The sequence below is a fragment of the Citrobacter sp. Cf118 genome, assembly GCF_030334095.1.
GTDB classification, from domain to species: domain Bacteria; phylum Pseudomonadota; class Gammaproteobacteria; order Enterobacterales; family Enterobacteriaceae; genus Citrobacter; species Citrobacter freundii.
This window is the reverse complement of sequence record NZ_JAOWES010000049.1, coordinates 1-16,879: the sequence shown is the minus strand read 5'-3', so window position 1 is coordinate 16,879 and position 16,879 is coordinate 1. Positions and strand designations below refer to the sequence as shown.

Sequence of the window (16,879 nt, the reverse complement as noted above, 5' to 3'; positions counted from 1 at the left end):
CATAAAATACCTACTTCGCTTTAGCTTTCGCCATCATTGCCCGAATATTAGCGATGCTGGCCTGACCTTTTTGCATCCGTTCCTCTGCGCTCACCACTTTTCGCTCTTGCTCCCAGATAACGTCATCCTGTGGCAGCTCCAGAAGGAAACGACTCGGTTCCGGACGCACCAGCTCACCGTACTGACGACGCTCTTTACATAGCGTGAAGATGAGCTCTTTTTGTGCACGCGTAATCCCTACATAAGCCAGACGACGTTCTTCGTCGATATTGTCTTCATCGATACTGCTCTGGTGCGGCAAAAATCCTTCTTCCATTCCCACCATAAACACGTATGGGAACTCCAGCCCTTTTGAGGCATGCAGTGTCATCAATTGCACCTGATCCAGCTCTTCTTCACTCTCTCCACGTTCCATCATATCGCGCAGGGTAAAGCGGGTAACCACCTGCGTGAGGGTCATCGGCTCTTCCAGCTCGCTGCCTTCGAGCATCTCCGTCATCCAGCTGAACAGCGTGTTGACGTTTTTCATACGCATTTCGGCGGCTTTCGGGCTAGGCGAGGTTTCAAACAACCAGGATTCGTAATCAATGCCGTGAATAAGATCGCGTACGGCGGCAATCGGCTCACGCTCTGCCAGGCGCTGAATTTCCCCCAGCCACTGGGTAAAGCGGGTCAGCGATTCATAGCCACGCCCGCTGAGCGTCTGACTCAGCCCCATATCGAAGCTGGCGGTAAACAGGCTTTTGTTACGGGTCATCGCCCATTCGCCGAGCTTTTGCAGCGTCGCGGGGCCAATCTCGCGTTTCGGCGTGTTGACGATACGCAGGAACGCGCTGTCGTCATCCGGGTTGCTCAGCACGCGCAGATAAGCCAGCAGATCTTTAATTTCCGGGCGCGAGAAAAACGACGTGCCGCCGGAAATTTTGTACGGGATGCGGTTCTGCATCAGGAATTTTTCAAACACCCGCGACTGGTGGTTGCCACGGTAAAGGATGGCGTAATCCTTATACTGCGTTTTGTTCACAAAGTGGTGGGCGATCAGCTCACCGGTGACGCGCTCCGCCTCGTGCTCTTCATGATTAGCGCTCAGTACCTTCAGCTCCGGTCCGTAGCCCAGTTCGGAGAACAGACGCTTTTCAAACACGTGCGGGTTGTTCGCGATCAGAATGTTGGCCGCTTTCAGAATACGCCCGGACGAACGGTAGTTCTGCTCCAGCTTGATGACCCGCAGCGCCGGGAAATCCTGGCTCAACAGCACCAGGTTCTGCGGACGCGCGCCGCGCCACGAGTAGATAGACTGATCGTCATCACCCACCACGGTAAAACGGGCGCGCTGCCCCACCAGCAGTTTCACCAGCTCATACTGGCTGGTGTTAGTGTCCTGGTACTCATCCACCAGCAGGTAGCGAATTTTGTTTTGCCAGCGCTCGCGCACTTCTTCATTGCGCTGCAATAGCAGCGTCGGCAGCAGGATCAGATCGTCAAAGTCCAGCACGTTGCACGCCTTCATATGCGCATCGTACAGGCTATAGCAGTGGGCAAAGATACGATCGCGCTCGCCTTTCGCGCTGGCCGCCGCCTGCGCTGGCGTCATCAGATCGTTTTTCCAGTTGGAGATCGTCGAGATCAGCTGCTGAAACACCACCTTGTCATCTTCGATCAGCCCTTCGGTCAGCTCTTTGAGCAGCGCGGTCTGGTCAGTATCGTCAAACAGCGAGAAGTTCGACTTCATTCCCAACGCGGCATATTCACGCTTGATGATATCCAGCCCCAGGGTGTGGAACGTGGAAATCATCAGCCCACGCGCTTCTTTGCGCCCCAGCGTTTGCGCTACGCGCTCTTTCATCTCGCGCGCGGCCTTATTGGTAAAGGTCACCGCGGCAATGTGCCGCGCCTGATAGCCACAGGCATGGATCAGATGGGCGATTTTATTGGTGATAACGCGAGTTTTACCGGAACCCGCCCCCGCCAGCACCAGGCAAGGTCCGGTGACGAATTCGACGGCTTGTTGTTGTCCGGGGTTCAAACGCATAAAGGGATTGCTCAATCTGTAAACACGGGGGTGTGGATTGTAGCAGAAAGTCAGGCGGAGATTTACCCGCCAGATGGTAAAGTGTTGGATAGCCCCCCACGACGAGATAGAGCCCATGACAAAGAGCGCGGCAGCCCTGCATATCCTGGTAAAAGAAGAAAAACTGGCTCTGGAGATCCTGAGCAAACTGGATCGTGGTATCAGCTTCGATCATCTGGCGAAACGCTACTCTCGCTGCCCTTCCGGGCGCAACGGCGGCGATCTGGGTGAATTTAAACAGGGGATGATGGTGGGACCATTTGATGCCGCCGTTTTCAGCTGTCCGCTGCTGAAACCCTACGGACCGGTCAAGACCAAATTTGGCTACCACATCATCAAAGTGCTGTATCGCCGATAAGCCATGCTAAAATCGCCAGCCTCATTGACCCCCTTTTGAAGGCACAATCATGGCGAAAACAGCAGCAGCACTGCATATCCTTGTTAAAGAAGAGAAACTGGCCCTGGATCTGCTGGAGCAGATTAAAAACGGCGCAGACTTCGGCAAGCTGGCGAAAAAGCATTCCATCTGCCCATCAGGCAAACGCGGCGGTGATTTAGGTGAATTCCGTCAGGGCCAGATGGTTCCGGCGTTCGATAAAGTCGTCTTCTCCTGCCCGGTGCTGGAGCCGACCGGCCCGCTGCATACCCAGTTCGGTTATCACATCATTAAGGTGCTGTACCGTAACTAATAAAAAATCCCGGAGCGTTCAGGCGCCGGGATTTTTTTGCCGGATGGCGGCTACGCCTTACCCGGCCTACATCTGCTGTGCGTAGGTCGGGTAAGCGCAAGCGCCACCCGACATCCTATTTAGCCAGCAACGGCAATGCGTTTCATATCGGTCATGTAACCGCGCAGTTTCTTACCAACCTGCTCGATAGCGTGGCTACGGATTGCTTCGTTCACGTCGCGCAGCTGCGCGTTGTCTACCGCACCTTCGGCAATCGCTTTGCCCAGATCGCCGGTCTGCAGAGTGGTCATGAACTCTTTCAGCAGCGGTACGCAAGCATAAGAGAACAGGTAGTTACCGTATTCTGCGGTATCGGAGATCACCACGTTCATTTCGTACAGACGCTTACGCGCGATGGTGTTGGCGATCAGCGGCAGTTCATGCAGTGATTCGTAGTAAGCAGATTCTTCGATGATGCCGGAATCAACCATGGTTTCGAACGCCAGCTCAACGCCCGCTTTCACCATCGCAATCATCAGAACGCCTTTATCGAAGTACTCCTGCTCACCGATTTTACCTTCAAACTGCGGAGCGGTTTCGAACGCGGTTTTGCCGGTCTCTTCACGCCAGGTCAGCAGTTTCTTATCATCGTTGGCCCAGTCAGCCATCATGCCGGAGGAGAATTCGCCGGAAATGATGTCGTCCATGTGTTTCTGGAACAGCGGCACCATAATCTCTTTCAGCTGTTCGGACAGCGCGTAAGCACGCAGTTTCGCCGGGTTAGACAGACGGTCCATCATCAGGGTGATGCCGCCCTGCTTCAGCGCTTCGGTGATGGTTTCCCAGCCGAACTGAATCAGTTTTTCCGCATAAGCCGGGTCGGTGCCTTCTGCCACCAGCTTGTCGAAGCACAGCAGAGAACCGGCCTGCAGCATACCGCACAGGATAGTCTGCTCGCCCATCAGGTCAGATTTCACTTCTGCCACGAAGGAGGATTCCAGTACACCCGCACGGTGACCGCCGGTAGCTGCGGCCCACGCTTTGGCGATAGCCATACCTTCGCCTTTCGGATCGTTTTCCGGGTGAACGGCGATCAGGGTTGGAACGCCGAAACCACGTTTGTATTCTTCACGCACTTCAGTACCCGGACACTTCGGCGCCACCATCACAACGGTGATGTCTTTACGGATCTGCTCGCCGACTTCCACGATGTTGAAGCCGTGGGAGTAACCCAGCGCCGCGCCGTCTTTCATCAGCGGCTGTACGGAACGTACTACGTCAGAGTGCTGCTTGTCCGGGGTCAGGTTAACCACCAGGTCAGCCTGCGGGATCAGATCTTCGTAGGTGCCCACTTTGAAGCCGTTTTCAGTCGCTTTACGCCAGGAAGCACGCTTCTCAGCAATGGCTTCTTTACGCAGAGCGTAGGAGATATCCAGACCGGAGTCACGCATGTTCAGGCCCTGGTTCAGACCCTGTGCGCCACAGCCGACGATGACCACTTTTTTACCCTGAAGGTAGCTTGCGCCATCGGCGAATTCGTCGCGACCCATAAAGCGACATTTGCCCAGCTGCGCCAGCTGCTGGCGCAGGTTCAGTGTATTAAAGTAGTTAGCCATGGTGATACCTCGTGATGTTGTACTGTCTTATTGTTCGGTTCGCGTTTCAGCGAGAATGTACCCACATTACAACAGGAAATTTATTGCGGAAATTGATATATTCACAACGTCACATTGCAATTTCTGCAACGTTAAAAGAGGGAGTAGAATTCGTGGATTTACGCGATCTGAAAATGTTCCTGCATCTGGCGGATAGCCGCCACTTTGGCCGCAGCGCGCGGGCGATGCACGTCAGCCCCTCCACGCTCTCCCGACAAATTCAGCGCCTGGAAGAAGACCTCGGTCAGCCGCTGTTTGTACGCGATAACCGTACGGTCACGCTGACCGAAGCGGGCGAAGAGCTGCGCGTATTCGCCCAGCAGACGCTGCTGCAATACCAGCAGCTGCGCCACACGCTTGACCAACAAGGGCCGTCGCTGTCGGGTGAATTACATATTTTCTGTTCGGTGACCGCCGCGTACAGCCATCTGCCGCCAATCCTCGACCGCTTCCGCGCCGAACATCCGTCGGTGGAAATCAAGCTCACCACCGGCGACGCCGCCGATGCGATGGACAAAGTGGTCACCGGCGAGGCCGATCTGGCGATTGCCGGTAAGCCCGAGACGCTGCCCGGCGCGGTAGCGTTTTCCATGTTAGAGAATCTGGCGGTCGTCCTGATTGCCCCGGCGCTGCCTTGCCCGGTGCGTAATCAGGTTTCCGTCGAGAAACCCGACTGGTCGACGGTACCGTTTATCATGGCCGATCAGGGGCCGGTACGCCGCCGCATTGAGCTGTGGTTCCGCCGTCACAAAATCAGCAACCCATCGATTTACGCTACGGTGGGCGGCCACGAGGCGATGGTTTCGATGGTGGCGCTGGGCTGCGGCGTGGCGCTGCTGCCGGAAGTGGTGCTGGAAAACAGCCCGGAGCCGGTACGTAACCGCGTGATGATTTTAGAACGCAGCGACGAGAAAACGCCGTTCGAGCTCGGCGTCTGCGCGCCGAAAAAACGACTGCATGAACCGCTGATCGACGCGTTTTGGAAGATTGTTCTGGAACGTAAATCTGCCGACTAGCGCCAGCGTCAGGCCTAAAATCAGTGGTAGATTCAGTATTGGCACTCCTTTTCTGTATAATGTCGTGATCCATTGTAGTGGGGGGCTTGTTAACCATCGCGTTAAGCAGGCCAGAACAGACGGTGTCATTGCGCACTTGACAGCGAAAATACAAACTTAATTAGCCATCATTATGATAATCAAACCAAAAATTCGTGGATTCATCTGTACAACGACCCATCCGACTGGCTGCAAAGTCAACGTGGAAAAGCAGATCGAGTATGTTAAGCAGAACGGGAAAATCGAGAACGGCCCGTCCCGCGTGCTGGTGATCGGTGCTTCCACCGGTTACGGTCTGGCTTCCAGAATTTCTGCCGCCTTTGGCAGCGGAGCCGCCACTATCGGCGTATTTTTCGAAAAACCGGGCACGGATACCAAACCGGGTTCCGCAGGCTGGTATAACTCTGCCGCCTTCGATGAAGCCGCTAAGCGTGAAGGTCTGTACGCCAAAAGCATCAACGGCGATGCGTTCTCTGACGAATGCCGTGATGAAGTGATCAAACTGATAAAAGAAGACCTGGGTCAGATTGACCTGGTCGTTTATTCACTGGCTTCCCCAGTGCGTAAAATGCCGAAAACCGGTGAAATCGTCCGTTCTGCGCTGAAGCCAATCGGTGAGGTTTACACTTCTAAAGCGATCGATACCAACAAAGATCAGATCATCACCGCCAGCATTGAGCCGGCAACCGAAGAAGAAGTGCAGAACACCGTTACCGTAATGGGTGGCGAGGACTGGGAACTGTGGATGGGCGCGCTGAGCGAAGCGGGCGTGCTGGCTGACGGAGTGAAAACCGTAGCCTACTCCTACATCGGTACCGACCTGACCTGGCCAATCTACTGGCACGGCGCGCTGGGCAAAGCGAAAGAAGACCTTGATCGCGCCGCGGGCGAACTGCGTAACCAGCTGGCTCCGCTGAACGGTTCCGCGAACGTTGCCGTACTGAAATCCGTTATCACTCAGGCGTCTTCCGCCATTCCAGTGATGCCGCTGTACATCTCCATGGTCTTCAAGCTGATGAAAGCACAGGGGATTCATGAAGGTTGTATCGAGCAAATCAACCGTCTGATGACCACCAGCCTGTACGGTGACAAAGTGGCGCTTGATGACAACCAACGTATCCGTATGGATGACTGGGAACTGCGTGATGACATTCAGCAGGCATGTCGCGACCTGTGGCCGCTGATCACCACCGAAAACCTGGCGCAAGAAACTGACTATGCAGGATACAAGCAGGAATTCCTGAATCTGTTCGGTTTTGCCCTCGACGGTGTGGATTACGATGCTGACGTGAATACTGAAGTCGAATTCGACGTTATCACGCTGTAATCTGCTGATACAGTAGCAAAAAGGGTTCATGTTTTTACATGAACCCTTTTTTAATGGCTGTTGTTAACCCGCAAGGAAGAACCTGAACGCCGGGTTATGCGTTTCATCGTGACAGTCATAACCCAGTTCATTTAGCCGCGTTTCAAAATCAGGCTCGTGTTCCCCCAACTCAAACGCCGCCAGTACGCGACCATAGTCGGTACCGTGACTGCGATAGTGGAACAATGAAATATTCCAGTGCGTCCCCAGGGTATGCAGAAATTTGAGCAACGCCCCCGGCGATTCAGGAAATTCGAAGCTGTAGAGACGTTCCTGTAAGGGTTTCGACGGACGTCCACCGACCATATAGCGCACGTGTAGCTTCGCCATCTCGTCATCAGACAGATCCACCACGCTGTAGCCGCCCTCGTTGAGCAGTTGCAGGATTTCCTTACGCTCTTCCAGCCCACGGCTCAGGCGTACACCGACAAAAATGCAGGCGTCTTTCGCATCGGCAAAGCGGTAGTTAAACTCCGTTACCGAACGGCCACCCAACAGCTGGCAGAACTTCAGGAAACTTCCCTTCTCTTCCGGGATGGTCACCGCCAGCAGGGCTTCACGTTGTTCCCCCAGCTCGCAACGTTCGGAAACGTAGCGCAAGCCGTGGAAGTTAACGTTCGCACCGGACAACACGTGCGCCAGACGTTCACCGCGAATATTGTGCTGGGCGATGTATTTTTTCATCCCCGCCAGCGCCAGCGCCCCGGAAGGCTCAGCCACCGCACGTACATCCTCGAACAGGTCTTTCATTGCCGCACAAATAGCATCGCTATCGACAGTGATAATATCGTCGAGATATTCCTGGCACAGACGGAAGGTTTCATCGCCAATACGTTTCACCGCTACGCCTTCGGCAAAGAGACCCACACGCGGCAGATCCACCGGATGACCGGCATCCAGCGCCGCCTTCAGGCAGGCCGAATCTTCCGCTTCCACGGCAATCACTTTGATTTGCGGCATCAGCTGTTTAATCAGCACCGCAACACCTGCCGCTAATCCGCCACCACCAACAGGCACGAATACGCGATCGAGATGAGCGTCCTGCTGGAGCAGCTCCAGCGCCAGCGTGCCCTGCCCGGCAATCACCATCGGATGATCAAACGGTGGAACCCAGGTAAAACCCTGCTGCTGTGACAGTTCAATCGCTTTGGCTTTGGCTTCATCAAAATTCGCGCCGTGCAACAGCACTTCTCCGCCGAAGCCGCGAACGGCATCGACTTTGATATCGGCGGTAGCCGTTGGCATGACAATCAGCGCCTTCACGCCTAATCGCGCAGAAGAGAACGCGACACCCTGAGCATGATTACCCGCCGATGCGGTGATGACCCCATGCGCTTTTTGCTCTTCGGTCAAGCCCGCCATCATGGCATAGGCACCGCGTAGCTTGAAGCTATGAACGGGTTGACGGTCTTCGCGCTTCACCAGAATGACGTTATCGAGGCGCGAAGAGAGCTTTTCCATTTTCTGTAGCGGCGTTACCTGTGCCGCTTCGTATACCGGCGCACGCAGTACCGCTCTGAGATATTCAGCGCCCTCAGGAGCACCGGATAGAGGTTGTGAATCCGCCATAGTCATTATCCCCCGAGCTTCGACTTATCGCGCACCGCACCTTTGTCGGCACTGGTTGCCAGGCTGGCGTAGGCGCGCAGAGCAAAGGAGACCTGACGTTGACGATCTTTTGGCGTCCAGGCTTTGTCACCGCGAGCTTCCTGCGCTTCACGGCGCGCAGCGATTTCCGCATCACTCAGTTGCAGTTGAATGCCGCGATTCGGGATATCGATGGCAATCATGTCACCATCTTCGATAATCGCGATATTACCGCCGCTGGCCGCTTCCGGAGAAACGTGACCGATGGAAAGCCCCGAAGTACCGCCGGAGAAACGACCATCGGTAATCAGCGCACAAGCCTTGCCGAGGCCCATCGATTTCAGGAAGGTGGTTGGGTAGAGCATTTCCTGCATGCCTGGCCCGCCTTTCGGCCCTTCGTAGCGAATGACAACCACGTCGCCAGCCACCACTTTACCACCGAGGATTGCTTCAACCGCATCGTCCTGGCTTTCATACACTTTTGCCGGGCCGGTGAATTTCAGGATACTGTCATCCACGCCTGCAGTTTTTACGATACAGCCGTTTTCCGCAAAGTTACCGTACAGGACTGCCAGACCGCCGTCTTTGCTGTAAGCATGTTCCAGCGAGCGGATGCAGCCTTCAGCGCGGTCGTCATCCAGCGTATCCCAACGGCAGTCCTGCGAGAACGCCTGGGTGGTACGGATGCCCGCCGGTCCGGCGCGGAACATTTTTTTCACTGCGTCGTCTTTGGTCAACATCACGTCATACCGGTCAAGCGTTTGCGGCAGAGTCAGACCCAGCACGTTTTTCACGTCGCGGTTCAGCAGTCCGGCACGATCCAGTTCGCCTAAAATACCCAGTACGCCACCTGCGCGGTGCACGTCTTCCATATGGTATTTCTGCGTGCTCGGCGCCACTTTACACAGCTGTGGGACTTTGCGGGACAGCTTGTCGATATCACTCATGGTGAAGTCAATTTCCGCTTCCTGCGCCGCCGCCAGCAGGTGCAGAACAGTGTTGGTGGAGCCGCCCATGGCGATATCCAACGTCATGGCATTCTCAAACGCCGCCTTGCTGGCAATGTTGCGCGGCAGGGCGGAGTCATCATCCTGCTCGTAATAGCGTTTGGTCAGCTCGACGATGCGTTTACCCGCGTTAAGGAACAGTTCTTTACGGTCGGCGTGAGTCGCCAACAGCGAACCGTTACCCGGCTGCGACAGGCCCAGCGCTTCGGTCAGGCAGTTCATCGAGTTGGCGGTGAACATGCCGGAGCAGGAGCCGCAGGTTGGGCAAGCAGAACGTTCTACCTGCTCGCTCTGCGAGTCGGAGACTTTCGGGTCAGCGCCCTGAATCATGGCATCAACCAAGTCGAGCTTAATAATTTGGTCAGAGAGCTTGGTTTTCCCGGCTTCCATCGGACCGCCGGAAACAAAGATCACCGGAATATTCAGGCGCAAAGAGGCCATTAACATCCCAGGAGTGATTTTGTCGCAGTTAGAGATGCAGACCATCGCATCGGCGCAGTGGGCGTTAACCATGTACTCAACGGAGTCAGCAATCAGCTCGCGGGACGGCAGTGAATACAGCATGCCACCGTGCCCCATGGCGATACCATCATCCACAGCAATGGTGTTGAACTCTTTCGCCACGCCGCCTGAGGCTTCGATTTGTTCGGCAACCAGTTTACCGAGATCGCGCAGGTGGACGTGACCCGGCACAAACTGGGTAAAAGAGTTCACCACAGCTATAATCGGTTTACCGAAGTCATCATCGGTCATCCCGGTGGCGCGCCACAGTGCGCGGGCACCCGCCATATTGCGGCCGTGGGTGGTGGTAGCAGAACGATACTTAGGCATGCTTGATTAACTCCCGTCTGTCTAATAATTGGGACGGTGCGTGCCGTCCCAAATTTATGTTTATTGATTAACCTGATCCAACCAGCCGTATTTATCTTCCGTTTCACCGGTAAAGAGGCCAAAGAAGGCCTGCTGGATGCGTTTGGTGACCGGGCCACAGCGGCCTTCGCTCACCTGGATACCATCGACGCTGCGTACTGGGGTGATTTCGGCCGCGGTACCGGACATGAACACTTCGTCGGCCAGGTACAGCGATTCACGGGACAGCACCTGCTCACGCACTTCGATATCGAGATCTTTCGCCAGCTTAATGATCGCGTCACGGGTGATACCCGGCAGTGCAGAAGAGGTAAACGGCGGGGTAAACAGAATGCCGTCTTTTACTTCAAACAGGTTTTCACCCGCGCCTTCAGAGATGTAACCATTCACATCCAGCGCAATGCCTTCCTGATAGCCATGACGACGCGCTTCACTACCCACCAGCAGCGAAGACAGATAGTTACCGCCCGCTTTAGCCGCTGTAGGGATGGTGTTCGGCGCAACGCGGTTCCAGGAAGAAACCATCGCGTCGATCCCCTGTTCCAGCGCTTCAGCACCAAGGTAAGCGCCCCACGGGAACGCAGCGATGATCACGTCAGTGGTGTATCCCGCTGGCGGGTTAACGCCCATCCCCACGTCGCCAACAAACACCAGCGGACGGATATAGGCGCTGGTCAGATTGTTTTTACGAATCACCTCACGGCAAGCTTCCATCAGCTCATCAACGCTCTGAGAAACCGGAAAACGATAGATCTTGGCTGAATCACGCAGACGCTGCATATGTTCACGATGACGGAACACCACCGGCCCTTTGTGAGAATCGTAGCAACGGATGCCTTCAAATACAGAAGTACCGTAGTGCAGCGCGTGGGACATCACGTGAACCTTAGCGTCTTCCCAACGAATCATCTCGCCATTAGACCAAATGTAATCAGCTTTTTTCGTCGTCATTTTTCTTCCTTTTGCGCTCAGGCGCGGATTTGTTGTGATGTGGTTGTGCTCTGGCAGATAGCAACATGTGCAACGTCTACCAGTTTACTTAACTGACTAAACAGTAAGTCGACCGACCGGGGGCTGGCAACGGTCAATTCGATATTTATATTTTGCGCATCGCTGGCGGCTTCCATATTCATGGAGCACACCTGAAAACCGCGATGGCGTACCACGCGTAAAACACGTTCTAACGTTTCCGGATTGAACCGAGCCTCAACGGCGACCTGATGTTGCATCATGATAATTTCTCCAGCATTTCTGAGTTACTGGCACCTGGCGGTACCAGAGGCCAGACATTCTCAAGTTCGTCGATTGAGACATGAAGCAGGTATGGCCCCTCGCTGTTCAGCATGGTGTCGAGTGCCGCTTCAACCTGGTCTTTACGGGTGATGTGTTGACCTGGTATGCCGAAGGCGCTGGCCAACATGAGGAAATCGGGGTTATCGGTAAGGGTGGTTTCGCTATAACGTTCCTGGAAAAACAGCTGCTGCCATTGTCGCACCATGCCTAACCGCTGGTTGTCGAGTAAAACTATCTTCAGCGGCAACTGCTTGCGTTTTACGGTGCCGAGCTCCTGTACATTCATCATGAAGGAACCGTCACCGGAGATACAGATTACCGTATCGTTCGGGCGAGCAACCTGCGCGCCAACCGCTGCTGGCAAGCCAAAGCCCATCGTACCCAGGCCGCTCGAGGTGATAAAATTTTCCGGGCGGGTGTAGGTCATATGCTGCGCCGACCACATCTGATGCTGGCCAACATCCGTTGTCACTACGCTGTCCGCGGGTTTGCGATCGGACAACTGCTTCAACAACAGTGGTGCGTAGATAGCCTCACCGGGATGATCATAGCGCCAGGTATGCTCTGTGCGCAGTTCAGCACTATGCTGACGCCATGCGTCAATCTTCAGCGATTGCTGCAATGCCGGCAGCAGAGAATTTAAATCACCCTGCAATGCTACGTGCGCCTGGCGCAGCTTGTTCATTTCCGCAGGGTCGATATCCATGTGGATCACGCTGGCGTTTGGTGCGAAGGTATTCAGCTTGCCGGTCACCCGGTCATCAAAACGCGCGCCCACTGCAATCAGTAAATCACATTCTTGCACCGCGAAATTTGCCGCTTTAGTGCCGTGCATTCCCAACATACCCAAATAGTATGGGTAGTCAGCCTCTACTGCGCCCAGCCCCTTCAACGTGCAGGCGACCGGCATTTGGGTTACCGCGATAAATTCACGCAGGGCCGGGACCGCCTGCGCCATACCAACGCCGCCACCTACGTACAGGATAGGTTTCTGCGCTTGTGCCAGCATTTTACGTGCCTGCTCAACGTCAGCGTGCGGGAAAACCTCTACGTTTTCGACGGTGGTAAAATACGGCTCCAGCGTACCGCTGGCCAATTGGATGTCTTTCGGGATATCAACCAGAACCGGCCCCGGACGACCGGAATTCGCCACAGAAAAAGCTTCAGCCATGATGCGCGGCAGCTCTTCCAGTGACTGCACCAGGAAACTGTGTTTGGTGCAGGACAGAGACATACCCAGAACGTCCACTTCCTGGAACGCATCCGTTCCGATGAAAGATGATGCCACCTGGCCGGTGATCGCCACCACAGGAACTGAATCTAACAGTGCATCGGCAAGGCCCGTGATCAGGTTGGTAGCACCAGGCCCGGAAGTGGCGATACACACGCCGGTTTTACCGGTCGCACGGGCATAGCCAATTGCTGCCATTGCCGCGCCCTGCTCGTGTCGGCACAACAGGTGTTCTACGCCGCCGTCATATAACGCATCGTAAACCGGCATAATTGCGCCACCAGGATAACCAAAGACGGTTTGAACCCCTTGTGCACGCAACGCATGTACCACCCACTGTGCCCCATTCATAGTTACATCCCCGCCGGAAATCTTGAGAAACAGAATTTTATGCTACCGTTCACTTTCTGCTCCTCGTGTATGTTTTTAAGGTCAAAAAAAACCCCCGAACCTTTCGGTGCGGGGGTCTTAGTTCGTTAAGGCTTGTTTTCTAAGCCTTTCCTCGTCCAAGTGCAGCCCCGCACGGTGGGATAATAATCACCACCACGCTAATCACGACCAGGCTAATCACTCGTAGAAGGGCTGTCATTTTTGTATTTTCTTGCATCTTGTTCGAAGGAATACCTAAAGAGTTACCATAGAATTTGCAAATGACACAAGATATTTTTTTATTCGTTTTTCTGACGACGTTAACGGTTTAGATAAATATCGTTGTTTTTTAAACAAAAAATCAAAAGTGAAAATATTTCACGTTTCAGGTGATTCTCGGCAACCATTCCCTACTAAAAACGCCATTCAAAAGCGTTTGCGAGCGCTATTCCAGACTTTATGCAATCAGTGTTGAGCTACATAAAAACACGGGAATAAGCCTCTAAAAACCGTAATTATGTGAAATCTTGCCGCGATGTATTGCGACATAATGCTTTCATCAGGAGGGCTTATGTCACTATCGATTGTTCACACACGCGCTGCGTTGGGCGTGAATGCGCCAGCCATTACCATCGAGGTACATATCAGCAATGGTTTGCCTGGTTTAACCATGGTGGGATTACCCGAAACAACGGTAAAAGAGGCCCGCGATCGGGTTCGCAGTGCGGTAATTAATAGCGGTTATGAATTCCCGGCAAAGAAGATAACCATAAACCTCGCTCCGGCCGATCTCCCAAAAGAAGGGGGACGATATGATTTACCTATCGCAGTTGCGCTTCTGGCCGCTTCTGAGCAGCTTACTACCCATAATCTCGATACATATGAGCTGGTAGGCGAATTAGCGCTTACAGGCGCGTTACGCGGCGTTCCCGGTGCGATATCAAGTGCAACCGAAGCCATTCGCGCAGGGAGGAGAATTATTGTCGCAAAAGAGAATGCAGCTGAAGTTGGACTAATACACGGTGAAGGGTGCCTGATAGCCGATCATTTACAGGCCGTATGCGCATTCCTCGAAGGTAAGCATGATTTAGACAGACCATCATCGGCAGATTTTACCCCCTGCGCATTAGCAGATGATCTGAGCGATGTTATCGGCCAGGAACAGGGTAAACGCGGGCTGGAGCTTACCGCAGCTGGCGGTCATAACCTCTTACTCATCGGCCCTCCGGGTACGGGTAAGACCATGCTGGCCAGTCGCCTGAGAGGATTGCTTCCGCCACTGAGTAACGATGAGGCACTGGAAAGCGCCGCGATTCTTAGTCTGGTCAATTCCGACACGCTACAGAAACAGTGGAAACAACGCCCTTTTCGCTCTCCGCATCACAGTGCTTCTTTAACCGCCATGGTCGGTGGAGGCTCTATTCCTGCGCCAGGCGAGATCTCTCTGGCGCATAACGGCATACTATTTCTGGATGAACTACCCGAGTTTGAGCGACGCACGCTGGATGCACTGCGCGAACCCATTGAGTCCGGACAGATACATCTATCCCGCACCAGAGCAAAAATCACCTATCCCGCTCGCTTTCAACTCATAGCCGCTATGAATCCCAGCCCAACAGGCCATTATCAGGGGAACCATAACCGCTGTACCCCAGAGCAGACGCTACGCTACCTCAATCGATTATCAGGTCCATTTCTTGACCGCTTCGCTCTCTCTCTCGAAATCCCTTTGCCACCGCCCGGGATACTCAGCCAGAACCAGGTAAAAGGAGAAGATAGCGCAACGGTGAAGCAACGTGTTATGGCAGCGCGAGATCGTCAGTATCGACGACAAAATAAGTTAAACGCGCATCTGGACAGTCAGGATATCCATAAATACTGTCCACTGCGCAGCGACGATGCACAGTGGCTTGAAGAAACGCTCGCGCATCTCGGATTATCCATCCGCGCCTGGTTACGCCTGATAAAGGTCGCTCGAACGATCGCGGATATAGAGCAATCTGACCATATCTCTCGCCAGCACTTACAGGAGGCTGTTGGGTATCGGGCGATAGACAGATTACTCATTCATTTGCAAAAACTACTGGCATAAAAAAAGGGCTTTCGCCCTTTTTTATTAATCATCAGATTCGGTGTAATCTTCCGCACCTTCCACCTGAGGTTTCCCACCAGACAGCGTGTGGAAGCGTTTTGGACGCTTAATGCGCGTCATGTATTTGGACCACACACGTTCAGCTTCGGTAACCGGTTCGCGCTCACCACGGCATACCGCAACAAACAGTTTTTCTTCTTCCGTTACCGGCTCACGCTTGCCCAGATCCAGCTCATTGAAAGCATAACCGTGACGCTCAAGCAGTTGTGCTTCTTTAATGGTGAAATCACCATGACGGGAGAATCCGCGGGGATAATATTTATTATCGAAATATCGATTAGTCGTCGTAAAGCTTTCCGCCATCCTGCACGCTCCTAATTCTTTGGCCGAGCTATTTATGGCGCGGAGTATTAGTTACGCTTGACAGAGCGTCAAACAAAAGATTTAAATCATAACGACAAATAATTTTATGGAGCGAGTTGTGGATACGGAATTGTTAAAAACTTTCCTGGAAGTTAGCCGGACACGCCACTTTGGCAGAGCTGCTGAAGCGCTCTATCTGACCCAATCAGCGGTTAGTTTCCGGATCAGACAACTGGAAAATCAATTGGGTGTAAACCTGTTCACCCGACACAGAAACAATATCCGTTTAACCGCTGCTGGTGAAAAATTACTGCCTTACGCTGAAACGCTGATGAATACGTGGCAAGCCGCACGTAAGGAGGTTGCGAATACCTCGCGTCATAACGAGTTTTCTATTGGTGCCAGCGCATCCCTCTGGGAATGTATGCTTAATGGCTGGTTGGGGCGTTTGTACCAATCCCAGGAGCCGCAATCCAGCCTGCAGTTTGAAGCGAGGATCGCTCAGCGACAGTCGTTGGTAAAACAGCTCCATGAACGACAGCTTGATCTACTGATTACTACCGAAACGCCCAAAATGGACGAATTTAGCAGCCAACTGTTGGGATATTTCACGCTGGCGCTCTATTGCAGTTCTCCTTCGCAAACCAAGGATGAACTGAATTATCTGCGTCTGGAATGGGGACCTGACTTTCAGCAACACGAAGCGGGATTGATTGCGGGAGATGAAGTGCCGGTACTCACCACCAGTTCGGCAGAATTGGCCAGGCAGCAACTTTCAGTCCTTAGAGGCTTTAGCTGGCTTCCGGTCAGTTGGGCTAAAGGTAAAAGCGATCTCCATACGGTTACTGACAGTACAACCCTTTCGCGCCCGTTATATGCAGTTTGGCTGCAAAACAGCGATAAACATGCACTGATTTGCGACTTGCTGAGAACGAATATTCTGGAAGATTAAAGAAAATACGGGCAAGGATGCCGGGAATAAAACAACTGGAAGGCACAGCGCAAATTGCAGATAAAAAAAATCCTTAGCAAGAATGCTAAGGATTGTTTCTGGCAGGGGCGGAGAGACTCGAACTCGCGACACCCGGTTTTGGAGACCGGTGCTCTACCAACTGAGCTACGCCCCTAAATTTTCTTATCATTAAGCCTGCTACTAAGCAGGCTTAATTTTCTAATAAGTGGCGGAACGGACGGGACTCGAACCCGCGACCCCCTGCGTGACAGGCAGGTATTCTAACCAACTGAACTACCG

General features: G+C 53.6%; 15 protein-coding genes and 1 tRNA gene. 6 read left to right on the top strand and 10 right to left on the bottom strand.

All coding sequences use genetic code 11. The features are described 5' to 3' along the window. Window positions 1–10: 10 nt before the first annotated feature. Window positions 11–2,032 carry a DNA helicase Rep gene (gene rep / locus OGX67_RS01230; protein WP_257651981.1) on the bottom strand — a complete coding sequence of 674 codons (2,022 nt, stop codon included), beginning with the start codon at window positions 2,030–2,032 and terminating at the stop codon, window positions 11–13. 115 nt (window positions 2,033–2,147) lie between these two features. Between rep and ppiC (OGX67_RS01225) the strand changes: the two genes are divergently transcribed. Then, window positions 2,148–2,429 (top strand): peptidylprolyl isomerase PpiC, encoded by a 282-nt coding sequence (ppiC, locus tag OGX67_RS01225; RefSeq protein WP_106929805.1) that lies wholly within the window; start codon window positions 2,148–2,150, stop codon window positions 2,427–2,429. Between the two features lie 49 nt (window positions 2,430–2,478). Continuing rightward, complete coding sequence (gene ppiC, locus OGX67_RS01220; protein ID WP_001140251.1) at window positions 2,479–2,760, top strand: peptidylprolyl isomerase PpiC; 282 nt, start codon at window positions 2,479–2,481, stop codon at window positions 2,758–2,760. A 119-nt stretch (window positions 2,761–2,879) separates the two neighbouring features. On the opposite strand, the gene ilvC is transcribed toward ppiC (OGX67_RS01220), so the two are convergent. Next, window positions 2,880–4,355, bottom strand: coding sequence for a ketol-acid reductoisomerase (gene ilvC, locus OGX67_RS01215; RefSeq protein WP_257651982.1), 1,476 nt, complete (start codon window positions 4,353–4,355; stop codon window positions 2,880–2,882). An 83-nt stretch (window positions 4,356–4,438) separates the two neighbouring features. Between ilvC and ilvY the strand changes: the two genes are divergently transcribed. Beyond that, window positions 4,439–5,410 (top strand): HTH-type transcriptional activator IlvY, encoded by a 972-nt coding sequence (gene ilvY / locus OGX67_RS01210; RefSeq protein WP_257651983.1) that lies wholly within the window; start codon window positions 4,439–4,441, stop codon window positions 5,408–5,410. A 172-nt stretch (window positions 5,411–5,582) separates the two neighbouring features. Then, window positions 5,583–6,776, top strand: coding sequence for an enoyl-ACP reductase FabV (fabV, locus tag OGX67_RS01205; RefSeq protein ID WP_257651984.1), 1,194 nt, complete (start codon window positions 5,583–5,585; stop codon window positions 6,774–6,776). Window positions 6,777–6,839: 63 nt separating this feature from the next. Here fabV and ilvA read toward each other — a convergent pair whose 3' ends face one another. The 6 genes from ilvA to ilvL form a co-directional block, all read right to left on the bottom strand. Then, a complete protein-coding gene (ilvA, locus tag OGX67_RS01200; RefSeq protein WP_003018007.1) occupies window positions 6,840–8,384 on the bottom strand; it encodes a threonine ammonia-lyase, biosynthetic in 1,545 nt (514 codons plus the stop codon). 5 nt (window positions 8,385–8,389) lie between these two features. After that, window positions 8,390–10,240 carry a dihydroxy-acid dehydratase gene (ilvD, locus tag OGX67_RS01195; protein WP_257651986.1) on the bottom strand — a complete coding sequence of 617 codons (1,851 nt, stop codon included), beginning with the start codon at window positions 10,238–10,240 and terminating at the stop codon, window positions 8,390–8,392. A gap of 60 nt (window positions 10,241–10,300) precedes the next feature. Further along, a complete protein-coding gene (locus tag OGX67_RS01190; protein WP_257651987.1) occupies window positions 10,301–11,230 on the bottom strand; it encodes a branched-chain amino acid transaminase in 930 nt (309 codons plus the stop codon). A 17-nt stretch (window positions 11,231–11,247) separates the two neighbouring features. Beyond that, window positions 11,248–11,511, bottom strand: coding sequence for an acetolactate synthase 2 small subunit (gene ilvM, locus OGX67_RS01185; protein ID WP_003018017.1), 264 nt, complete (start codon window positions 11,509–11,511; stop codon window positions 11,248–11,250). Next, window positions 11,508–13,154, bottom strand: coding sequence for an acetolactate synthase 2 catalytic subunit (ilvG, locus tag OGX67_RS01180; RefSeq protein ID WP_257651988.1), 1,647 nt, complete (start codon window positions 13,152–13,154; stop codon window positions 11,508–11,510). Before ilvG ends, ilvM begins: the two co-directional genes overlap by 4 nt. Before the next feature lie 139 nt (window positions 13,155–13,293). Continuing rightward, window positions 13,294–13,392 carry an ilv operon leader peptide gene (ilvL, locus tag OGX67_RS01175; RefSeq protein WP_001311244.1) on the bottom strand — a complete coding sequence of 33 codons (99 nt, stop codon included), beginning with the start codon at window positions 13,390–13,392 and terminating at the stop codon, window positions 13,294–13,296. Between the two features lie 351 nt (window positions 13,393–13,743). Between ilvL and OGX67_RS01170 the strand changes: the two genes are divergently transcribed. After that, the gene (locus OGX67_RS01170) at window positions 13,744–15,264 is read left to right on the top strand and encodes a YifB family Mg chelatase-like AAA ATPase (RefSeq protein ID WP_286525690.1); all 1,521 of its coding nucleotides are present in this window, start codon (window positions 13,744–13,746) and stop codon (window positions 15,262–15,264) included. A gap of 24 nt (window positions 15,265–15,288) precedes the next feature. Here the strand turns inward: OGX67_RS01170 and maoP are convergent, their stop codons facing one another. Continuing rightward, complete coding sequence (gene maoP / locus OGX67_RS01165) at window positions 15,289–15,627, bottom strand: macrodomain Ori organization protein MaoP (protein ID WP_003018025.1); 339 nt, start codon at window positions 15,625–15,627, stop codon at window positions 15,289–15,291. 106 nt (window positions 15,628–15,733) lie between these two features. Here maoP and hdfR point away from each other — a divergent pair, with 106 nt between their 5' ends. Then, entirely contained in the window at window positions 15,734–16,579 is an 846-nt protein-coding gene (gene hdfR, locus OGX67_RS01160; protein ID WP_085952510.1) for an HTH-type transcriptional regulator HdfR, read from the top strand. 99 nt (window positions 16,580–16,678) lie between these two features. On the opposite strand, the gene OGX67_RS01155 is transcribed toward hdfR, so the two are convergent. Continuing rightward, window positions 16,679–16,754, bottom strand: a tRNA-Trp gene (locus OGX67_RS01155). Between the last annotated feature and the right edge of the window lie 125 nt (window positions 16,755–16,879).

Excerpts from the sequence above, each read along its gene's own strand:
- rep (WP_257651981.1), bottom strand. The coding sequence starts at position 2,032 with ATGCGTTTGAACCCCGGACAACAACAAGCCGTCGAATTCGTCACCGGA.
- ppiC (WP_106929805.1), top strand. The coding sequence starts at position 2,148 with ATGACAAAGAGCGCGGCAGCCCTGCATATCCTGGTAAAAGAAGAAAAA.
- ppiC (WP_001140251.1), top strand. The coding sequence starts at position 2,479 with ATGGCGAAAACAGCAGCAGCACTGCATATCCTTGTTAAAGAAGAGAAA.
- ilvC (WP_257651982.1), bottom strand. The coding sequence starts at position 4,355 with ATGGCTAACTACTTTAATACACTGAACCTGCGCCAGCAGCTGGCGCAG.
- fabV (WP_257651984.1), top strand. The coding sequence starts at position 5,583 with ATGATAATCAAACCAAAAATTCGTGGATTCATCTGTACAACGACCCAT.
- ilvA (WP_003018007.1), bottom strand. The coding sequence starts at position 8,384 with ATGGCGGATTCACAACCTCTATCCGGTGCTCCTGAGGGCGCTGAATAT.
- ilvD (WP_257651986.1), bottom strand. The coding sequence starts at position 10,240 with ATGCCTAAGTATCGTTCTGCTACCACCACCCACGGCCGCAATATGGCG.
- OGX67_RS01190 (WP_257651987.1), bottom strand. The coding sequence starts at position 11,230 with ATGACGACGAAAAAAGCTGATTACATTTGGTCTAATGGCGAGATGATT.
- ilvM (WP_003018017.1), bottom strand. The coding sequence starts at position 11,511 with ATGATGCAACATCAGGTCGCCGTTGAGGCTCGGTTCAATCCGGAAACG.
- ilvG (WP_257651988.1), bottom strand. The coding sequence starts at position 13,154 with ATGAATGGGGCACAGTGGGTGGTACATGCGTTGCGTGCACAAGGGGTT.
- ilvL (WP_001311244.1), bottom strand. The coding sequence starts at position 13,392 with ATGACAGCCCTTCTACGAGTGATTAGCCTGGTCGTGATTAGCGTGGTG.
- OGX67_RS01170 (WP_286525690.1), top strand. The coding sequence starts at position 13,744 with ATGTCACTATCGATTGTTCACACACGCGCTGCGTTGGGCGTGAATGCG.
- maoP (WP_003018025.1), bottom strand. The coding sequence starts at position 15,627 with ATGGCGGAAAGCTTTACGACGACTAATCGATATTTCGATAATAAATAT.
- hdfR (WP_085952510.1), top strand. The coding sequence starts at position 15,734 with ATGGAGCGAGTTGTGGATACGGAATTGTTAAAAACTTTCCTGGAAGTT.